This is a genomic window from Acidaminococcus massiliensis, assembly GCF_900095825.1.
Classification (GTDB): domain Bacteria; phylum Bacillota; class Negativicutes; order Acidaminococcales; family Acidaminococcaceae; genus Acidaminococcus; species Acidaminococcus massiliensis.
Genome location: NZ_LT608315.1, coordinates 14,041 through 34,262 on the forward strand (window position 1 = coordinate 14,041; position 20,222 = coordinate 34,262).

Annotated in this window: 17 protein-coding genes; 4 read left to right on the forward strand and 13 right to left on the reverse strand. The window is 54.3% G+C overall.

The annotated features are described in order from the left end of the window. The first annotated feature begins 89 nt into the window (after window positions 1–89). Together BQ2657_RS00290 and BQ2657_RS00295 are read left to right on the forward strand one after the other, a co-directional pair. Window positions 90–1,646: a DUF4127 family protein gene (locus BQ2657_RS00290; RefSeq protein ID WP_075578848.1), complete on the forward strand. Its 1,557-nt coding sequence runs from the start codon at window positions 90–92 to the stop codon at window positions 1,644–1,646. A gap of 105 nt (window positions 1,647–1,751) precedes the next feature. Beyond that, window positions 1,752–2,243, forward strand: a complete 492-nt coding sequence (locus BQ2657_RS00295; RefSeq protein ID WP_075578849.1) for a YajQ family cyclic di-GMP-binding protein — start codon at window positions 1,752–1,754, stop codon at window positions 2,241–2,243. An 82-nt stretch (window positions 2,244–2,325) separates the two neighbouring features. Here BQ2657_RS00295 and BQ2657_RS00300 read toward each other — a convergent pair whose 3' ends face one another. Continuing rightward, a complete protein-coding gene (locus tag BQ2657_RS00300) occupies window positions 2,326–2,979 on the reverse strand; it encodes a trimeric intracellular cation channel family protein (protein ID WP_075578850.1) in 654 nt (217 codons plus the stop codon). Between the two features lie 9 nt (window positions 2,980–2,988). Continuing rightward, the gene (locus BQ2657_RS00305) at window positions 2,989–4,227 is read right to left on the reverse strand and encodes a GspE/PulE family protein (RefSeq protein ID WP_075578851.1); all 1,239 of its coding nucleotides are present in this window, start codon (window positions 4,225–4,227) and stop codon (window positions 2,989–2,991) included. A gap of 207 nt (window positions 4,228–4,434) precedes the next feature. On the opposite strand from BQ2657_RS00305, the gene BQ2657_RS00310 reads away from it, so the two are divergent. Together BQ2657_RS00310 and BQ2657_RS00315 are read left to right on the forward strand one after the other, a co-directional pair. Beyond that, entirely contained in the window at window positions 4,435–4,875 is a 441-nt protein-coding gene (locus BQ2657_RS00310; RefSeq protein WP_143224810.1) for a hypothetical protein, read from the forward strand. Next, window positions 4,872–6,089 carry a type II secretion system protein GspD gene (locus BQ2657_RS00315; RefSeq protein WP_075578853.1) on the forward strand — a complete coding sequence of 406 codons (1,218 nt, stop codon included), beginning with the start codon at window positions 4,872–4,874 and terminating at the stop codon, window positions 6,087–6,089. Before BQ2657_RS00310 ends, BQ2657_RS00315 begins: the two co-directional genes overlap by 4 nt. On the opposite strand, the gene BQ2657_RS00320 is transcribed toward BQ2657_RS00315, so the two are convergent. The 11 genes from BQ2657_RS00320 to BQ2657_RS00370 form a co-directional block, all read right to left on the reverse strand. Then, complete coding sequence (locus BQ2657_RS00320; protein WP_083236113.1) at window positions 6,007–6,675, reverse strand: NUDIX hydrolase; 669 nt, start codon at window positions 6,673–6,675, stop codon at window positions 6,007–6,009. The genes BQ2657_RS00315 and BQ2657_RS00320 overlap by 83 nt on opposite strands. A 102-nt stretch (window positions 6,676–6,777) precedes the next feature. Continuing rightward, window positions 6,778–7,425, reverse strand: coding sequence for a ribosome biogenesis GTP-binding protein YihA/YsxC (yihA, locus tag BQ2657_RS00325; protein ID WP_075578854.1), 648 nt, complete (start codon window positions 7,423–7,425; stop codon window positions 6,778–6,780). A gap of 1 nt (window position 7,426) precedes the next feature. Then, window positions 7,427–9,745 carry an endopeptidase La gene (gene lon, locus BQ2657_RS00330; RefSeq protein ID WP_075578855.1) on the reverse strand — a complete coding sequence of 773 codons (2,319 nt, stop codon included), beginning with the start codon at window positions 9,743–9,745 and terminating at the stop codon, window positions 7,427–7,429. A gap of 67 nt (window positions 9,746–9,812) precedes the next feature. Next, complete coding sequence (clpX, locus tag BQ2657_RS00335) at window positions 9,813–11,084, reverse strand: ATP-dependent Clp protease ATP-binding subunit ClpX (protein ID WP_075578856.1); 1,272 nt, start codon at window positions 11,082–11,084, stop codon at window positions 9,813–9,815. A 41-nt stretch (window positions 11,085–11,125) separates the two neighbouring features. Next, entirely contained in the window at window positions 11,126–11,719 is a 594-nt protein-coding gene (clpP, locus tag BQ2657_RS00340) for an ATP-dependent Clp endopeptidase proteolytic subunit ClpP (protein ID WP_075578857.1), read from the reverse strand. Between the two features lie 20 nt (window positions 11,720–11,739). Beyond that, window positions 11,740–13,068, reverse strand: coding sequence for a trigger factor (tig, locus tag BQ2657_RS00345; protein WP_075578858.1), 1,329 nt, complete (start codon window positions 13,066–13,068; stop codon window positions 11,740–11,742). 192 nt (window positions 13,069–13,260) lie between these two features. Then, window positions 13,261–14,667 carry an alanine/glycine:cation symporter family protein gene (locus tag BQ2657_RS00350; protein ID WP_075578859.1) on the reverse strand — a complete coding sequence of 469 codons (1,407 nt, stop codon included), beginning with the start codon at window positions 14,665–14,667 and terminating at the stop codon, window positions 13,261–13,263. Window positions 14,668–14,866: 199 nt separating this feature from the next. Next, window positions 14,867–15,694 carry a carbon-nitrogen hydrolase family protein gene (locus BQ2657_RS00355; protein WP_075578860.1) on the reverse strand — a complete coding sequence of 276 codons (828 nt, stop codon included), beginning with the start codon at window positions 15,692–15,694 and terminating at the stop codon, window positions 14,867–14,869. A 104-nt stretch (window positions 15,695–15,798) separates the two neighbouring features. After that, window positions 15,799–16,797, reverse strand: a complete 999-nt coding sequence (locus tag BQ2657_RS00360; protein WP_075578861.1) for an NAD-dependent epimerase — start codon at window positions 16,795–16,797, stop codon at window positions 15,799–15,801. A gap of 9 nt (window positions 16,798–16,806) precedes the next feature. Continuing rightward, complete coding sequence (locus BQ2657_RS00365; protein ID WP_075578862.1) at window positions 16,807–17,973, reverse strand: nucleotide sugar dehydrogenase; 1,167 nt, start codon at window positions 17,971–17,973, stop codon at window positions 16,807–16,809. A gap of 220 nt (window positions 17,974–18,193) precedes the next feature. Beyond that, on the reverse strand, window positions 18,194–20,221 hold the full coding sequence (locus tag BQ2657_RS00370) for an LTA synthase family protein (protein WP_075578863.1): 2,028 nt from the start codon (window positions 20,219–20,221) through the stop codon (window positions 18,194–18,196). Between the last annotated feature and the right edge of the window lies 1 nt (window position 20,222).

Sequence of the window (20,222 nt, forward strand, 5' to 3'; positions counted from 1 at the left end):
CGGAAAAAGTACTGACTGGTGAGTCTGAAGTCTTTCTTTTATCCATACAGATAGTGTATAATAAAATATACTGTAAAAAGGAGGAAACCATGCAATTTTCGTTCAAAACGGTCCTGGCAGGCGCTATGCTGGTCTTTTCAATGGCTGGCAGTGCGGCAGCGTCTCCCAAGATTCTCTATGTGCCCCTGGACAACCGGCCTGTCTGCCTGGAATACACCACAGATACAGCCAAGGCTGCCGGTTATCCTCTCACCGTCCCTCCGGAAAAGGATCTTTCCAACCACCGGAACCCGGGAGACAATGAAGCCTTGTGGGCCTGGCTGGAGCAGGAAGCCCCCCATGCAGAGGCGGCTGTCATTGCCACGGACAGCCTGAACTATGGGGGCCTGGTGGCATCTCGGAAACACCACCATCTGGAAAAATACCTGAAAGCCAAGGTCCAGAGACTGGAAAAATTAAAGAAAGACAACCCCGGACTGAAGATTTATGCTTTCAGTACCATTATGCGGACTCCTCAGCAGAGCATCGGCAAAGTGGAACCTGGGTACTACCAGGAATACGGACCTAAAATCTTTCGGTTTTCCCAGCTCCAGGACAAAGAAGATCAGGACGGGGCCCTGTCTTATCCGGAAATCCAGGAACGGCAGACCCTGCTGGCCCAGATCCCCAATTCCGTAATGCAGGACTGGAGGACCCGCCGGCTGATGAATTTCCAGACCAACAAACGGCTGATCCGGCTGTGCCAGAACGGAACCTTCCATTACTTTGCCCTAGGCAAGGATGATGACGCACCCTTGTCCCAGACCCATATGGAAGCCCGCCACCTGAAATATGTGGGAGACGGCATTACAGAAAACCGCTTCCAGATCCTGCCCGGAGTGGACCAGGTAGGTCTCTTGCTGGTGACCCGGGCCATCAACGAAATCCGGGGAGAGAAACCCAGAGTCTATCCCCTGTTTGCTCCTGGTGCCGGAGGGGAAACCATCCCTCTCTATTCCGATGAACGGGCAGAAGATTCCGTCCGGAACCAAATCCTGGCCAGCGGTTCGGTAGAAACCAACCACCTGAAAAAGGCAGATCTGGTGCTGGCGGTGAACACTCCGGAAGACGGCGTCTGCCTGGATTCCACTGCCAACGACAATGCCCCCTATGCCAGCCGGGCCAACCGGGAATTTGCCAGTGAACTGGCAGACCTGGAAACCCAGAAGCCCGTAGCGCTGGCAGATATTTCTTATGCCAACGGGGCGGACAACGGATTCATGCTGGCCATGACCGATGCCAAAGCCCTTTTGGGACTCACCGCTTATTCCGGATGGAATACGGCAGACAACAGCGTCGGCTACGCCCTGAGTCAGGGGATCCTCGGGAAGCGGATCAAATCGGCGGAACGGGAACGGCTGCTGAAGACCCGGCTCCTGGACGACTGGATCTACCAGGCCAATGTCCGCTACCGGATCAGCCTGGGTATCGACCAGCATGATTTCAAGCTGAAATACGACCTAGGCAAATACTACAACCGGATTCTCAGCGGTACCAACCGGCTTTTCCGGCAGTATGTGGAAGATGAACCCACCCTGAAAGGCACCCATTATACCGTAGAATTCCCCTGGAACCGGATGTTCGAGGTGGATGTGAGGGTAAAATAAAGGGCCGGCTGTGGCCTGGCTGGTCACTGGTCTCTAGCCAATGGAAGCCGGCTTCTGCCGGCTTTGAACAAATTTTTACTATGTATTTACAGGAGGATTTTATTTATGGCCAAGAACAGCTCTTTCGACATTGTTTCCCAGATCGACATGCAGGAACTGGACAACGCACTGAACCAGACCCGGAAGGAAATCGAACAGCGGTATGATTTCCGAGGCTCCAATGCCACCATCGAACTGGCAGATGGGGATTTGAAACTGGCGGCGGAAGATGAATACAAACTGGGAGCCATCCTGGATATCCTGCGGCAGCGGATGGCCAAGCGGGGACTTTCTCTCCGGGCCCTTGAACCCGGGAAAGTAGAACTCGCGGCCAAAGGGACCGTCCGGCAGACAGTCAAACTGAAACAGGGTATCGACAAGGAAACAGCAAAAAAAGTCATCGCCGCCATCAAGGCTTCCAAGATCAAAGTGACCACCCAGCAGCAGGACAACCAGATCCGGGTCTCCGGCCCGAAAAAAGACGACCTGCAGGCCGTGATCCAGCTGGTCAGGGGCCAGGATTTCGGGATCGATATGCAGTTCATCAATATGAGATAAGAAAAGGGGCTGTGAAGAAATGAAAATCCATTTCTTCACAGCCCCTTTGGCCGCGGGGTGAAATTTTTCACCCCCTTTTTCTTTATTCCTTCCCCCTCTTTCTCCACTCCATAGGATGGATCAGCTGCCAGCGGAAACGGATGGCGAAAAAGCGGAGGGCGATGACCATAAAGGCCCCCAGCCAAGGAGCCAGATCCTGGCTTTCATAATGCCAGCACAGACACATGATCAAACTCCCTGCCAGGGAAGCGGTGGCATATACATCCGTATTCAGGACACTGGGCACCCGCTGGGCCATCAGGTCCCGGAGCACCCCGCCCCCTACCGCTGTCAAAAGTCCCAGCATAATGGGGTAGACAAAGGTATGGGGTTTGCCTTGGGCCAATCCGGTCAGGGTCCCGGTCACCGTAAAGGAAGCCAGTCCCACCGTATCTGCGGCGATATAGAAAAAGGTCAGGATCTGACGTTTCCGCCCGGCAATCCGGTAGGAAGCAAACAGCCAGGATATGGAAAGAGCCGTGAGTACCGCCAGCAGCAGGTTCCCTGGATTTTCCAGGGCCATGGGCGGCGTATATCCGGCCAGTACATCCCGGATCATGCCCCCGCCTACGGCAGTCAAGACCGCCAGGACTATGATCCCGAATACATCCATGTTCTTTACCATACCCACAATGGCGCCGGAAACAGCAAAAGACACCGTTCCTGCGATTTCAAAAAGATTCCATAAATCCAGCATATTCTCCCCCTACCCCAGGACCCGCAGCAGTTCTTTCCCGCTGGTCTGTCCAGACAGGACTTTTTCCCTTCCATCTTCCCACAGCGGCCGGAACCCTTCCTGCCGGGCCAGCTTTTCCAGTGCTCCATCCCCTATTCCCTGCAGGATGGCCCGCCGGAGAGTTTCCGTCAATACAAGGACCTCTTGGAGAGGGATCCTCCCTGCATAACCGGTATGGCCGCAGCTGGGACAGCCCTGATCCCGGTACAAAGTCCGAGGTTCCTTAAGCTGCAGATATTCCCACTCCCAGTCCTGTTCCGTAACAGTATACGCCTTTTTGCAGCAGGGACAAAGTCTCCTGACCAGCTGCTGTCCAGCTGCTCCTTCCAGGGCTGCCGCCGCCAGATAGGGTTCCACCCCCATATCCAAGATTCGGGTCACAGCCCCCACCGCTGTATTGGTATGAAGGGTGCTGAACACCCGATGTCCAGTCAGGGCCGCATGGATGCTCATGGCTGCCGTTTCTCCATCCCGGATTTCTCCCACCATGATGCAGTCCGGATCCTGCCGCAGGATGCTCCGGAGACAGCGGGCGAAAGTCAGTCCGATTTTCGGCTGGACGGCAACCTGGCGGATTCCCTCCAGCTGATATTCCACGGGATCCTCCACCGTGATGATATTCTGTTTCTCCCGGTCCAAGGAAGCCAGGATCCCGTACAATGTGGTGGATTTCCCACTGCCGGTGGGTCCAGTCACCAAGAACAGTCCATGAGGCCGGCGCAGGCAACGGCGCAGTTTTTCCAAATTTTCCGCTGTGAACCCCAGCTGTTCCAGCTCCAGCCGGACAGCCTCCTGGTCCAGCAGCCTCAGCACCAGATTTTCTCCAAACAGGGTGGGCAGCGACGAGACTCGTACATCTACCTGGTGACCCCGCCACTGTCCCTGGAACCGTCCATCCTGGGGAAGGCGTTTTTCTCCGATATCCATGCCGGAAAGGATCTTGAACCGGGAGATGAGCGGCTCCTGGAGATTTTTAGGAACCTGGCAAAGGGGTTGGAGCACCCCATCCACCCGGCAGCGGATCTGCATCTGTTTTTTCTCCGGTTCCAAATGGATGTCACTGGCTCCCCGGTCCAGAGCCCGGTCCAGGATCTCTTGGGCAGCCTGGACGGCAGGGGACAAATCGGCCGCGCCCACTCTCCCTCTGAAAGGACTGTTCCACTGGAAATGGTCCTGTATCTGGAATTCCTGCTGATCGTAGTCTGCCATACCCTTTCGGCTCCCTTCTGTTTTTTCCCGTTAATGCCTCTCTTTTTACACTTACTGCCCTAGGGGTAGGAAAGTGAAGGAAAATTGCCTATAATGGGACAAAGAATACACACTCTATCACAAGGAGGTCCATCCATGTTCTCAGTCTCATTGCCAAAAACTTTTTCTCTTTCTTTCCCACTCCGCGTCCTGCTCTTTTTTTTCTGCATGGGTACCGGAATGGTCCTGTACCTGTTCCGCACTCCCGTCCTGCCGATCTTTCCTCCGGTTCCAGAAGAAGAAGTACAATCCGCTCCTTTACCAGCAAGGAACACCGCAAAAAAAAGCAGACCTCCCCGCAGGGATCCCTTCCGCCCCCTGGACCATCCGCCGGCTCTCCACCCTGGACTGCCGCCGAAACCAGCCGGAGATCCGGCTGCCCCTGCCTCCTGTCAGCCGCCGGCAGAAGCCGTTTCCTCCCCATCCTTTCGGCTCCTGGGCATCCTTTCCGTCAACGGGAACCGCAAAGCCCTGGTATCCACACCAAAAGGCACCTGCCTCCTGGCTCCGGGAGAAACGCTGCCCGGCAAAGGGACCATCACCCATCTCCAGAAAGACGCGCTGTACTGCGGCAGCAACCTGCTTCCCATCGGGGAGGTGTGGCCATGAAGATACTGCTCTGTTTCTGTATTTTCTGTATTTTTACTCCAGTCCGATGGGTCCTGGCGGAAGATACCGTTTCCCTGTCCGTAAAGGAAGCTCCCGTCCGGGAAGTCCTCCAAAGCATAGCCCAGCTGGCAGGGCGGAATCTGGTCATGGACGGCCCCATCCCAGGGACCCTTTCCCTGGAACTCCAGCAGGTCCCCTTCTCCCAAGCCCTGGCCATGGTCACCCGGAGCCAGGGGCTTTTCTGCCGGGAAGAAGGCAGCACTTTGTGGATCGGAACCCCAGAGAAAAAAGATCCGTTTTTCGGTCAGCTGACCATCCATCCGCTGGAATACATCCCAGCCAAGGAAACGGCAGAAACCCTTAAGCCGCTTTTTTCTTCTCCCCTTGTCTGGAATCAGGAATCCAATGCCATCCTGTTCCAGGGAGATCCTCTGGAATCCCAAAAGCTGCAGGAAACCTTGGAAACACTGGACCATCCCTCCCGCCAGATCACCCTGGAAGCCCGGATTCTTTCTCTGGGAGAAACCGCTTCCCGGGAACTGGGCCTGCAGTGGGACTGGAGTCCTCTGCCGAATCCAGAAGACCGTTCCGGAGACTCCTGGGGCGGCACCCTCCACCTGGGCCACGGCTATGAAGCAGGTTTCCAGGCCAAACTCAATGCTCTTTGTCAGGAAGGGAAGGCCAAGGTCCTGGCCACCCCCCGGATCATCACTCTGCCCGGCCGGGAAGCCAGCATTTTCATCGGCGACCACATCCCTGTGGTTACCGAAAAAGTGACCAACAGCACCACCACCAGCACCACTGAATACGTGGACGCCGGTATCCGGCTTTCCTATACGCCCTACCTGAGCCGAGAAGGACTGATCACTGCCAAAGTCCATACGGAAGTCAGTACCCCCACCCTCATCACAGAACTGAAGAATTACCGGATCACAAGCCGGACAGCGGATACCCATGTACGGCTGCGGGAGCGGGAAACCCTGGTCATCGGAGGCCTGATCAGTGAACAGGAACAGCAGCGCTTGGAAGAAATCCCGCTTCTGTCAAAACTCCCCCTGTTGGGAGAACTTTTCAAATTCCGGAGTACGGCCCGGAACAAGACCGAAGTCTGCATGTTCCTGACCCCCTATCTCAGCGATCCCGCTCGGCTTCCTTTGGACTCATCCCCTCCTGACGCACCCGTTCCAGGAACTGATGGAGGACCCGTGCCGTGATTCCCCAGATGATCCGGTTCTTCCAAGGATAAAAGAACACTTCATAACCGCCCCGGATGTTCCATCCCTCCTGGAATCCATACGCCCACTGGGCCGGAAATCCCGGTTCCTGACGGCTGGCCAGGGACAGTTTTCCCACCACCGGATGGATGGCCAGAAGGTCCTTCAGGGGTACGGAAAAGACTTCTCCCACTTCCTCTCGGTCCAGCTGCAGGGGCATCCGTGCCGGCAGGATTCCCGCAAACGGATAAATCAGCGGCCCAGAATAGCCGTAGAAATAATCCAAAGGCCCCAGGATCTGGATTTCCTTTTCCGGAATGCCCAGTTCTTCCCAGGTTTCACGGAGAGCCGTGGCGCAGAGAGAAGGATCCGTTTCTTCCCGATGGCCTCCCGGGAAACAAATGTCACCAGGCTGCCAGCTCATATTGGCGGCCCGGACTTCAAAAAGGATCTCCCAACCGTGCTTGGTCCAGCGCAGGGGCAGGAGGACTGCACTTTCCCACAGCCGGAGGGACCGATCCACCCGCTGGCGCTGGTCTTTCCAGAGCCCGGCCAGCTGCCGCCGTTGTTCCAATTCCTGACTCATAGGGATTCTCCCTTCTATTTTGTGTCGAACATAACAGAATTGTACAATATTTTAAGAAAATGGTAAAGAGGGGGTGCTGCACATCTGCAGTACCCCCTCTTGTCAGTTGTTTTTCTCTGAAGGAGAAAGATATTCCATGATCCGATTGATCAGTTCTTTCCGTGTGGTGTGGCTGGTAGAGCTGTAAGTCAAGATCTGTTCATCCCGCAGACCGAATGTCTTCTGGTACAATGCCTTCTGGCTGGCCACAGCCCCTTTGCTCAGTTTGTCACTCTTGGTCAGGATCACCATGATGGGCAGTCCCAGATTCAGCAGCCACTGATAGCAGTCGATATCGCTTTCCATAGGTGCATGGCGGATATCCATGAGCACACAGACCAGTTTCAGATACTGGGAATTTTCCATGTACTTGCAGATAAAAGCAGACCACTGTTCCTTGTTGCCCTTGCTGGTCCGGGCAAAACCATACCCTGGCAGGTCCACTGCATAATAAGTATGCCGTTCCACCTTTTCTTCCTGCTGCCGTTTGGCCTGGAAGGAATAAAAGTTGATGGTCTGGGTCTTGCCGGGAGAGCTGCTGACCCTGGCCAGCCCTTTCCGTCTAGCCAGGGAATTCAGCAGGGAAGATTTCCCCACATTGCTCCGCCCGATAAAAGCCACTTCATCAATGGTATCCTGGGGATACTGGGTCGCTTTTACTGCTGAAGCCACATAGGATGCTCCAATGATATCCCACTGATTCGCTCCCATGTTACGCCTCCAGGGCCAGTTTGGTCACCTGGTCCATGCTGTCCACCGGGATAAAGGTCATGTCGTTCCGGACCTTTTCCGGGATTTCCTCCAGATCCTGCTGGTTCTGACGAGGGATCAGCACGGTTTTCACCCGGTAGCGGTGGGCTGCCAGGACTTTTTCCTTCAGGCCTCCGATGGGCAGCACATGGCCGGTAATGGTAATCTCTCCGGTCATGGCCAGATCCGCTTTGACTTTTCTCTTGGTCAGGGCGCTTTCCATGGCTGTCGCCATAGTGATCCCGGCAGAAGGACCATCCTTGGGGATGGCACCTTCCGGCACATGGATATGGATATCCACTTTTTCATTGAAGTCCGGATCCAGTCCCAGTTCCTTGGACCGGGAACGGATGTAGGTAAAGGCCGCCTGAGCACTTTCCTTCATTACGTCCCCCAATTGGCCGGTGAGGACCAGTTTGCCCTTGCCTTCACAGACCACCACTTCGATCTTCAGCAGTTCACCGCCCACACTGGTCCAAGCCAGCCCAGTGCAGACCCCTACTTCCGATTTGGCCCGCATATCGCTTTCCAGGAAAATGGCCGGCCCCAGGTAATCCTTCAGATGGGCTGGCGTCACACTGACCTTAGCCACTCCGTCTTCTACAATTTTCCGCGCCGCTTTCCGGCAGATGGTAGCGATTTTCCGTTCCAGGTTCCGCACACCGGCTTCCCGAGTATAATCCCGGATGATATGCTGGATGGAGGCCGCTCCCAGGCTCAGCTGTTTCCCGGTCAGACCGTTGGCTTTCCGTTCCTTGGGCAGCAAGTGGAGCTGGGCAATCTTCAATTTTTCCTCATCAGTATAACTGGAAAGCTCGATCACTTCCAACCGGTCTAAGAGAGCCGGCGGGATGGTCTCCACCGTATTGGCCGTAACGATCCAGAACACATTGCTCATATCATAGGGAAACTCGATGTAATGGTCGCTGAAATGGCTGTTCTGTTCTGGGTCCAGCACTTCCAGCAGCGCCGAAGCCGGATCTCCCCGGAAATCAGCCCCCATCTTGTCCACTTCATCCAGCAGGAATACCGGGTTGTCACTGCCGCAGTCGATCATCCCATTGATGAGCCGGCCGGGCATAGCACCGATATAAGTCCGGCGGTGGCCCCGGATTTCCGCTTCATCCCGGATACCCCCCAGACTGATCCGGGTGAATTTCCGATTCACAGCCCGGGCAATGCTCTGTGCCAGGCTGGTCTTGCCCACGCCGGGAGGTCCCACCAGGCAGATGATGGGTCCCCGGTTGCTGTGGGTCAGTGCCCGCACCGCCAGATAATCCAGGATTCTCTCCTTGACTTTTTTCAGGCCGTAATGGTCTTTGTCCAATACCGCAGCTGCCTTCTTCAAATCATAGTTGTCCTGGGTCATCTTTCCCCAGGGAAGGCTCAGCACCGTATCCAGGTAATTCCGGATCACTGCACTTTCTGCCATCATGGGCGGCATTTTATACAGCCGGTCCAGCTCCTTGTCCATTTTTTCCTGGACATCTTTAGGGAGCTTGAGCTTCTTCATCTTTTCCTGGTATTCTTTGACTTCAGAGCCTTTTTCTCCCCCTTCGTCCAGCTCCTTATTGATGGCCTTCAGCTGTTCCCGCAGATAGTATTCCCGCTGATTCTGCTCGATCTGTTTCCGGACCTGCTGGGAAATATCCTTTTCCAAATTGACGATTTCCAATTCCTTGCACAGATCCCCATAAAGCAGATGCATCCGTTCCTTCACATCCACGGCTTCCAGGAGTTTTTCCTTATCTGCAATATCGATGGTCAGATAGCCGGCGATCATATCGGCGATCTTGCCCGGATCCGGCTGGTCCTTGAAGGTGAGCAGCACCTCCGTATTCACCTTTTTGCTGGCCAGGACCCACTGTTCGAAGGTTTCCACCAGCATCCGCTTCAGAGCTTCCACTTCATTGGAATGATCGTTGACATCCTCCCGCTCAGCCACATAGGCTTCCAGGTTCATGCCCACGACATCCACCACAGAAATCACTTCCACCCGGCTCAAGCCTTCCACCAGGATCCGCATGGCCCCGTTGGGAAGCTTCAGCAGCTGTTTGATTTCCGCAATGACTCCAAAATTGTACAGGCTCTTAGCCGTAGGATCATTTTCTTCTGCGGACCGCTGGGTCACCAGCAGGATCCGCTTTCCCATATTCATGGCACTTTCCACTGCCTTGATGGAACGGTCTCTCCCCACATCCAGGTTGATGATCATCCCGGGAAAAACGAGGATTCCCCGCAGAGGCAGTAAGGGCAGTCTCATGGTATTTGCTTCCAACATCTTTCTCACCGTCCTTAATTGAATAGAGAAAAAGGGAAAAGGGATGCCAGCACCCCTTTTCCTTTTTCTAGGCATTCTTTCTTGTATCGTTATTTTCCTGCTTCAGCAGCAGCTTGGGGTCTTTGTGCTTCGTTACCACATCTGCTGTCACAATGCATTTTTCCACATTATCCCGGCTGGGGACTTCGTACATCACGTTCTTCATGATGCCTTCGATGATGGCCCGCAGTCCTCTGGCGCCGGCGTTCCGTGCCAGGGCTTCATGAGCGATGGCTTTCAGGGCATCGTCTTCGAAGTCCAGTTCCACATGGTCCATGGCCAGGAGATGTTCATACTGTTTGGTCAGTGCATTCTTCGGTTCCGTCAAGATCCGGATCAGCGCCTTCTCATCCAGATTATCCAAGGTGACCACCACCGGCAGCCGGCCCACGAATTCAGGGATCAGCCCATACTTCACGAAGTCTTCCGGCAGAACATGGCGGAAAGGATTCTCGCTTTTCTTTTCCGCTTGGGTAGGGATATCCGCCCCAAAGCCCATGCTCTTTTTCCCGGTACGGGCATTGATCACGTTCTCAAGTCCAGCAAAAGCTCCCCCGCAAATAAAGAGGATATTGGTGGTGTCGATCTGGATCAGTTCCTGGTGGGGATGTTTCCGTCCTCCCTGGGGCGGCACATTGGCCACCGTCCCTTCCAGGATCTTCAGCAGAGCCTGCTGGACCCCTTCCCCGGATACATCCCGGGTAATGGAAGGATTCTCGGACTTCCGGGAGATCTTGTCGATTTCATCGATATAAACGATGCCCCGTTCGGCCCGTTCAATGTCATAATCTGCATTCTGGATCAGCCGGAGCAGGATGTTCTCCACATCTTCCCCTACATAACCGGCCTCTGTGAGGCTGGTGGCATCCGCAATGGCGAAGGGGACTTTCAGGATCTTGGCCAGGGTCTGGGCCAGAAGGGTCTTGCCGCTGCCTGTAGGTCCCAGCATCAGGATATTGGATTTCTGCAGTTCCACATCCTGGTGATGCCCCTGTTCATAGTTGATCCGTTTGTAGTGGTTGTAGACTGCCACCGCCAAGGTCCTTTTGGCGTCTTCCTGTCCGATGACATATTCGTCCAAGATAGCCTTGATTTCCTTGGGTTTGGGCAACTCTGTGAGAGCTTCTTCCGCCGGCCCCTTCAGGTCTTTTTCCAGCATTTCATTGCACAGGGCAATACACTCATCACAGATGAACACATTATGTCCGGCGATCAGTTTCTTTACCTGGCTCTGCTTTTTCCCGCAGAAAGAACAGGTATAGTCCGGTCCCTCCAGACCATTTTTATCATCGTAACCCATCTGAAACCCTCCTTACAGCCAGGGCAAGATGGTCTTACCCCTTATTTCTGGGTCTTGATCTGATGGACCACCTGGTCGATCAGACCGTATTGCTCGGCTTCCACAGCCGTCATAAAATGATCCCGTTCCGTATCCAGCCGGATCTGTTCCGGGGTCTGACCGGTGTGGTGGGCCAGGATTTCGTTCATCTCTTCCCGGATCCGCAGGATCTCACGGGCATGGATCTCAATGTCCGTGGCCTGTCCCTGAGCGCCTCCCAAAGGCTGATGGATCATCACTCTGGAATGAGGCAGGGCATAGCGTTTTCCCTTGGTCCCGGCCGCCAGCAGTACAGAAGCCATGGATGCCGCCATCCCTACACAGATGGTGGAAACATCCGGGCGGATGTACTGCATGGTGTCATAAATCGCCAGCCCAGCACTGACACTGCCGCCCGGGCTGTTGATGTAGAGATGGACATCCTTATCCGGATTCTCGGATTCCAGGAACAGCAGCTGGGCGATGATCAGGTTGGCCATATGATCTTCGATTTCTCCGGTGACGAAGATGATGCGATCTTTCAGCAGCCGGGAATAGATATCATAGCTCCGTTCGCCCTTACTGGTCTGTTCCACCACAATAGGCACATAGCTCATGCCGTCCACCTCCTGCGGTTTTATTTTTCTTCTTTGGCTTCTTCAGCAGCTTCAGCCTTGGGAGCATTCTTGGCACTGTCGATGACCAGGCGGGCAGCCTTCCGGCGGGCAATGTTACTCACCAGAACGGCCAAGGAACCATTTTCTTTGACGATCTTTTCCACCTGTTTCAGGGTAGCGCCGTGCATAGCAGCCAGCTGTTCCATTTCAGCCTTGATTTCTTCTTCGCTGACCTTGATTCCTTCCTTCAGGGCAATGGCATCCAGCACCAGATCAGTCTTGATGTTTTCCAGCGCTACGGGTTTCTGTTCATCCCGGTAGGTCTTCACATCTTTGCCCAGGTACTGCAGGTACAGGGGCAGGCTCATCTTATGGGCTTGGAGATTCATAGCCAGTTCATCCATCATCTGGTTGGCCCGTTGGGTCACCATCACATCAGGCACTTCGAATTTGGCATTTTCCACAGCCTTTTTGATCAAGCTGGTTTCATAATCGGACTGTGCCCGGTCAGCTTCTGCCTTCTTCAGCCGATCCATGGTCTTCTGGCGGAATTCAGCCACGGTCTTGCTGTCGCTGTTGGCCGCAATCAGTTCATCGGTGACTTCCGGGACTTCCTTGACTTTCACATCCTGGACATTGACTTTGAATACAGCCGCCTTGCCAGCCAGTTCCTTGGAGAAATAGTCTTCCGGGAAAGTCACGTTCACATCGGTAGAGTCGCCTTTTTTCAGACCCACCAGCTGATCTTCGAAGCCGGGGATGAAGCTGCCGCTGCCCACTTCCAGAGGATAGCCCTTGCCTTCACCGCCTTCGAAAGCTTCGCCGTCAACGGTGCCGGCAAAGTCGATGATAGCCAGGTCGCCTTTTTCCAGAGCCTTGCCTTCCGGAGCTTCCACCATTTTGGAAGCCCGTTTCTGCAGGTTTTCCACTTCCTTGTCCACATCAGCGTCGGTGATTTCCTTTTCTTCCTTCACCACATCCAGGTCTTTATACTGGCCCAGTTCCGGTTCCGGACGCAGGGTGACCACCAAGGTCATTTCCATGGGCTGGCCTTCTTCGAACTTGGAATCTTTGATTTCAGGATCGGAAACAGGCACCCATTTGTTTTCTTTCAGGGTTTCTCTATATTCACTGTTGGCAGCGATTTCAAAAGCTTCTTCTTTGATGGCATCTTTGCCTACGTGCAGTTCCAGCACACGACGGGGAGCTTTGCCCTTACGGAAGCCAGGGATCGTGACCTGCTTGTTGATCTTGGCAACTGCTTTTTCGAAGGCCTTGGCTACATCTTCTACCGGCAAAGTGACTTTCAGAGTTGCTTCATTACCTTTTCTTTCTACGGAAACGCTCATTTAAAAAAATCCTCCTCACATGCTGTCAGCCATTCTCTTGTATCATGCTTAACAGTCTGTCTGTAATTGCTTAAAAAACCGCTCATATAGCATAGCACAAAAGGTGGAAATAAGCAACCAAAAGGCAGACATTTGCCAGAAAAGAAAAGCCATCCCTGTGAGGAACAGGGATGGCAGAAACAGATCCAAAAATTATTTCCAATATTCCAAGTCAGATTCATCCAAGCCGATATCAGAGGCTTTGAACACAGGGTTCTCAATCCCAGCATCCAGCTGCCGGCCATAGTCATCCATCACAGCGATGGCGGTCCCGTTCAGGGCCAGGATGGACGGGATGTTGATCAAGCACATGAAGGCCATGCAGATATCCGCCACAGCCCAAGCGTTATCCATGGACATCCCAGCACCTACGAAGATCACCAGCACAGCCAAGAGCCGGAAGCCCTTCATGAAACCCTTGCTGGGAGTCTTCTTCCCGTTCAGGTAAGCCAAGCAGTTGTCCACATAGAACAGGTTCCCAATCAGAGTGGTGAAGGCGAACAGCACCATGGCCACCGTAATCATGATGGGCCCAAAAGCGCCGAAGTCCGTCTGGGTGGCCGCCTGTACATAGGGAGCCCCAGCCATGGCTTTGGTGGGAGTCACTCCGGAGAACATGCACATCAGTGCTGTTGCCGTACAGAGCACCGTATCGATGAACACGGACAGCATCTGCACCAAGCCCTGCTGAGCAGGATGGGAAACATCCGCTGCTGCCGCAGCATTGGGAGCGGAACCCACACCGGCTTCATTGGAATACAGCCCCCGTTTGATGCCGTACATCATGCAGGATCCGCTGATGCCCCCCAGGATTTTCTGGAAGTCAAAGGCATCGGCCAGCACAGCAGAAAGCACAGAAGGGATCATCCCGATGTGCATGACGATGATCACCAGAGCCAGGATCACATACAGGACCCCCATGAAAGGCACCAGCACTTCCGTCACCCGCATGATCCGTTTGCCGCCGCCCATAAGGCAGTAGCCTACCAGCACGGCCAAAATGCCTCCGATGACCCAAGAGGTGACACCTTTCTCATAGAAACCGTACACGCTAAAGGTGGATTGGAGGTTATAGGAAGCCAGTGCATTGAAACCGCCCGCGTAGGTGATGATCAGGAAGAAAGCAAAAGCCCCTGCCAAAAGTTTGTTGTGGAGAGCGATTTCAATGTAGTAGGCCGGACCGCCGTAGCTGTCTCCGTTGGCATCCCGCCGTTTGTACACCTGGGCCAAGGTGCTTTCGATAAAAGCCGTGGCCCCTCCGATGATGGCGATGGCCCACATCCAGAACACGGAACCGAAACCACCCAGGCACAGTGCAGTGGAAATCCCGATGATGTTGCCGGTCCCCACCCGGGACGCCGTAGAAACCATCAGGGCCTGGAACGAAGATACGGACCCCTCTTTGCTGGGTTTTTGCATGACCACACGGATACACTCCCTGAACCAGCGGAACTGGATCAATCGGGTCCTGACGGTAAAGAAGAGCCCTGCTGCCAGTAAGACAATGATCAGGATGGGATAATACAGGACGTCGTCCATGGTGGTGAGTATTTGTGACATTGACATTTGTCCTCCCTTTCGTGTATCTTTCTCCTATCCTCGTCAGAGAAAAATACAAAGTAATTATATACATTATACACGATAGAGAAGAGATTGACACGAATTCAGAAAAATAAATCACGTTGTGCGTACAAAAAACGGACTGCTGCAGATCCAGCAGTCCGTTTTTTGTCAACATCCGCCAGGCAAACGCCAGTTTTTACCGTTTTTCCAGCCGATACACATCCGGCCGGCGGTTATCCAGGGTAAAAGTGCTCTGTCGGACTTTGGTCACATACTCCAAGTCGATTTCAGCGGTGATCACACCAGGTTTTTCCGAGGCCCTGGCAATCACCGTCCCCCAAGGATCCACAATCAGGGAATTTCCATAGGCCGTGAACCGAGGTTTCTTCCCCATCTGGTTGGGAGCGATCACATAACATTCGTTTTCGATGGCCCGGGCCCGTACCAGTGTCTCCCAATGATCTTTTCCGGTATTGACGGTGAAGTTGGCGGGCACCGCAAAAATCTTCGCCCCATCCAGTGCCATCAGTCGGAAGATCTCTCCGAAGCGGACATCATAGCAGATGGCAAGGCCCAGTTTCCCCAGTTCCGTATCCGCAGACGCCAGAGCATTTCCCGGACACACCCGGTCGCTTTCCCGGCTGGTGACCCCGTTGGGCAGCACTACATCAAAGGGATGGAGCTTGGCATATTTGGCGGCCAGAGTGCCGTCCGGCCGGATCAGGAACGTAGTGTTGAAGGGACGGGACGGATCTTCCGGATTGCTTTCGTAGATGCTGCCGGCTTCCAGCCAGATGTCCAGTTCCCGGGCCAGTCCCGCCATTTTCTGGAAGGTAGGGCCAAGAGGAATAGGTTCCGCTTCCCCAGCAATATCTCTTCCAATATAATTCATGGTCTCCGGCAGCACTACCAGTCTAGCTCCCCTGGCAGCGGCTTCCCGGATATACCCTTCAGCCACAGCCAGGTTGGCACTTTTGTCGTCTTGGGAATCCATCTGGATGGCAGCAGCAATGAATTTGGTCATGTGGTTCTCCTTTCGGCGTGGCAATCGGCCTGCGCCCCCCTGTATATCCGCCCTTTCCAAGGACGGGGGACCAGCCCTGAGGCTGGTGGTGGGTTCTTCACTCTTCACTCAATATGATAATACTCCCGGTACCAGCGGGCGAACTTCCCCAGCCCGTCGGCAATGGTGGTGCTGGGCCGGAATCCGAAATCCCGTTCCAGTTCACTTACATCCGCATAGGTCTGGTACACATCCCCCGGCTGCATAGGCAGATATTCCTTTTCCGCCTTTTTCCCCAAGGCCTTTTCCAGGGTCTCGATGAAGGTCATGAGCTTTTCCGGATGGTTGTTCCCGATGTTGTAGATCTTGTACCGGTCTCCTTCTCCATTGGGCCGGGGCGGGTTGCACAGCATATTCTGGATGCCGGTGACGATATCGTCCACATAGGTGAAATCCCGGTACATATCCCCCTGGTTGAAGATGGTGATGGGTTCTCCCTTCATGATCTTGTTGGTGAACTTGAAATAGGCCATGTCCGGCCGGCCAAAAGGTCCATACACCGTAAAGAACCGGAGGCCTGTGGAAGGGATCCCATACAAGTGGCAATAGGTATAGGCCATCAGTTCGTCGGATTTCTTGGTAGCCGCATACAGACTGATGGGATGGTCCACATTGTCCGTGGTGGAAAAGGGGGTTTTCTTCTGGTTCCCGTACACGGAAGAGCTGGATGCGAACAGCAGATGCTCCGGCTGGAAATGCCGGCAGGCTTCCAGGATATTGAAGAACCCTACAATGTTGGAGTCGATGTATTCCCGGGGATGGTCGATGCTGTAGCGGACCCCGGCCTGGGCAGCCAGGTTCACCACGATGTCCGGCTGGAACTCTTTAAAGATTCGCTCCACCGTTTCTTTTTCTGCCAGATCTCCCTGGGTGAAAGAAAAAGCCGGGTACAGTTCCAGTTGGGCCAGCCGGTCCCTCTTCAGCTGCACTTCGTAGTAGGCATTCATGTTGTCCAGTCCGGCCACCCGGGCCCCCAGGGACAGCAGCCGCTTGGCCAGATGGTAGCCGATGAACCCGGCTGCCCCGGTGATCAGGATTTTTTTGTTGGCGTCAAAAGGTTCCATAACTGCTCCTTAGTCCCGGTCGAACAGATCCCGGGTATAGACTTTTTCTTTCACATCCGCCAAGTCGTCCGACCAGCGGTTGGCCACGATCAGGTCACATTCCTTCTTGAACTGGGCCAAGTCCCTGCACACTGGAGAACGGAAAAACTCCTTGTCCTGCAGGGTGGGTTCATAGACCACAACAGGGATCCCTTTGGCTTTGATCCGTTTCATCACACCCTGGATGGCAGAAGACCGGAAATTATCCGAGGCACTCTTCATCGTCAGCCGGTAGATGCCTACGGTTTTAGGGTTACGGGCAATGATTTCGTCAGCAATATGGTCCTTCCGGGTCCGGTTGGCCGCCACGATGGCAGAAATCAAGTTCTGGGGCACATCCTGGTAGTTGGCCAGCAATTGTTTGGTATCCTTGGGCAAGCAGTAGCCCCCGTATCCAAAGGATGGATTGTTGTAGAAGTCCCCGATCCTGGGATCCAGGGAGACCCCTTTGATGATCTGGGCTGTGGAAAGGCCCCGCATTTCTGCATAAGAATCCAGTTCGTTGAAATAAGCCACCCGGAGAGCCAGGTAGGTATTGGCAAAGAGTTTGATGGCCTCAGCTTCCGTAGAGCCCGTGAACAGCATGGGGATCTCCTTTTTCTCCGCACCTGCTGCCAGGAGCGCCGCAAACTGCCGGGCCCGGGGAGAATCTTCCCCTACCACGATCCGGGAGGGATGGAGGTTATCGTACAGAGCCTTCCCTTCCCGCAGGAATTCCGGAGAAAAGATGATGTTTTCCGTATGGTACCGTTTCCGGATTTCCGCCGTATAGCCCACCGGCACTGTGGATTTGATGACCATCACAGCAGAGGGGTTGATCTCCAAGACTTCTTCGATGACATTTTCCACTGAAGAAGTGTCAAAGAAATTTTTCTGGGGGTCATAGTTGGTGGGAGTGGAGATGATGATATAAGCCGCGCCTTCGAAAGCATCCCGGGGATCCAGGGTGGCCCTGAACCGGATATCCTTCCGTTCCAGGAAACGGGAAATATCTTCATCCACCAGAGGAGATCGGCCTTCGTTGAGCATCCGTACTTTTTCCGGCACAATGTCCAGCGCCACCACTTCCTGGTGCTGGGCCAGCAGGAGCCCATTGGAAAGGCCCACATAGCCGGTGCCTGCAATTGCGATTTTCATAAGAACGGCTCCTTTCCTGCAATAGGAATATTATACCATAAAAAAAGGGGGTGCCGCACGCAATGTGCGGCACCCCCAGTCACGGGCCGCGGGTCATGGGTCGTGAGCCTGGACGTACAAACCATTTGTTTTTTTCTTTATAATGATCCAGCAAAATCGACTGAATGCTGTAAAACCGAATCTCCGTTCTGCACCAACAAGCCCTCGACTCGTGACCTCCTTATTTTTTCAGCACCTCCGGATGCCGGACCAGATACCCGGTCAGGTCCATCCAAGCTTCCCGTTCTTCTAGGTAGGGTTTGGGACCTTCTTTCAGGTCTTCAGGTCCATACTGCTGTCCCAGGGGCTGGTAGAAGTCCTGGCTGTAGCTGCCATAGGCATCCTTCCGCAGCCAGTGGTAAGGCGAAACCACATGGTCGATGGGTTCCAGCAGGGACGGGTACAGGGAATAATAGGTGAAACCAGCTGGGGCGATCAACTCGAAGAGGGTGGGCGCAATGTTCATATGGCTCCCGATGGTATTGCCGGCCAGGCTGTGGGGACCCAGTTCCCGATGGTTCATCAAAAGCACCGGGCTGTGCCGTTCCCGGAGATTGCAGTCCCGTCCCATCAGAGAAGTCTTGCTGAGCACCGGACTCATATCGATGGAATGGTCTCCGGTCAAGATGAACAGGCAGTCCGGATAGGCCTCCCGCATGGTCCGGATGAATTTTCCCAGAGCCTGGTCCGAGAACCAGAAGGTCCCCAGGTTTTTCTGGATTTCCTTGTTCCGCCGGATGTCCCGGGGAGCTTCCGGCATCACCTTCTCCGGATCATACCCGTAGTCTTTCAGGGGAATCTTGAAGGGGCCGTGGTAACTGGTGGTATACAGGAAGTGGAACTGATAAGGCCCATTGGCTTCCTCCTGCTGCTGGATCAATTCTGCCGCTTTTTCCAGGAATACATTGTCATAGACCCCCACCCATGTTTTCGGTGCATCGGGGCCGCAGAAATCCGTGGCCGTCATCACCTGGTCGAACCCGCAAGCCGGGGCAAACTGGTTGAAGTTCCCGTAGGTCACATTTCCCCCGTACCAATAGGTGGAATGGTAGCCCAGCTTTTTCAGCTGCCGAGGCAGAGCCGTCGGCAGATTGTTCTTCCAGAAGCTTTCCTTTTCATTCAGTTCCAGCCCCGCATCGAAGATCCCGCTCATCAAACTCACAATGGAAGGCCGGGAAATGATGCCGGCAGAAAGAGCACTGGTCAGGGAAGCGGTATGGGGATCCTCCATCAGCTGTTTTCCCCCCTCCACCAAGTTCAGACAGGCAAACTGGGGATCAAAGAACTGCTGGAGATAGGTTTCTCCCACAAAAAGGAAAATATGGGTGGGTTTGGTGATCCGGGCCCCCTGGGCCGTCCGCCTGAATCCATAGGCCGGGTTGGGCAGCTGGTCTGCCAAGACTTTTTCCGTAAAGAAAGGCTGGACGGCCGCCAGATCCTGGGCATCCGTGTGCTCATAGGAGGGATTCAGCTTGTGCTTCATCACCTGTTCCAGAGCCACCAGATCGTCCACCGTGGCCTTGGCAAAGAAAATGTCCTTTTTCACCACGCTGGGGATGGTGTCCCATTCCGGCTTATCGTCATGCCAGAAAGTCCCTCCGTAGCGGAACCAGTAAAAAGCGGCAATGGCCCCCAGGAAAATCACCGTGTTGTATCCGTAATGGAGGATGGGATTGAAAAAGTCCAGGTACTGGAAGCTGGGCAGCTGGAGCAGACCCTGGATACAGGCCCCGCACAAAGCCAGGTAGGGCAGGATGCCCAAAAGGATCCAGGCCCCGTGGTCCTGATGGAAGAAAATGTCCACCAGGTTGTGCTTTTCCGCTTTGGCCCCCAGCTTCAAAGTCTGGTTAAAGATATCATGGAAATGCTTGTAGAACAGCATCTTTCCCGCAAAGGCCAGGTAAAGCACCAGGCTGTAGACCAGCCCTCCTGTCAGCCGCAGGGTATCCCCCCAATGGTGCCACACCGGGAAAAAAGCCCCGGGCAGGCTCAGGAGGACCATCGGGATCAAAAAGACATAGGCGTTGAAATCCATCCCCCACCAGAAACCATACCGGAAACAGTGCCAGATCACCGGCCCCTTGCCCTTCAGGCTCCGATAGGGATTGTACACTGCAATGAAAAGCAGACGAAAGACCGCACACAGGATGGGAAAGAACAAAAACAGCTTTCCATCCTGCTGCAGCGATGCGTAGAATAGACTGAACAAA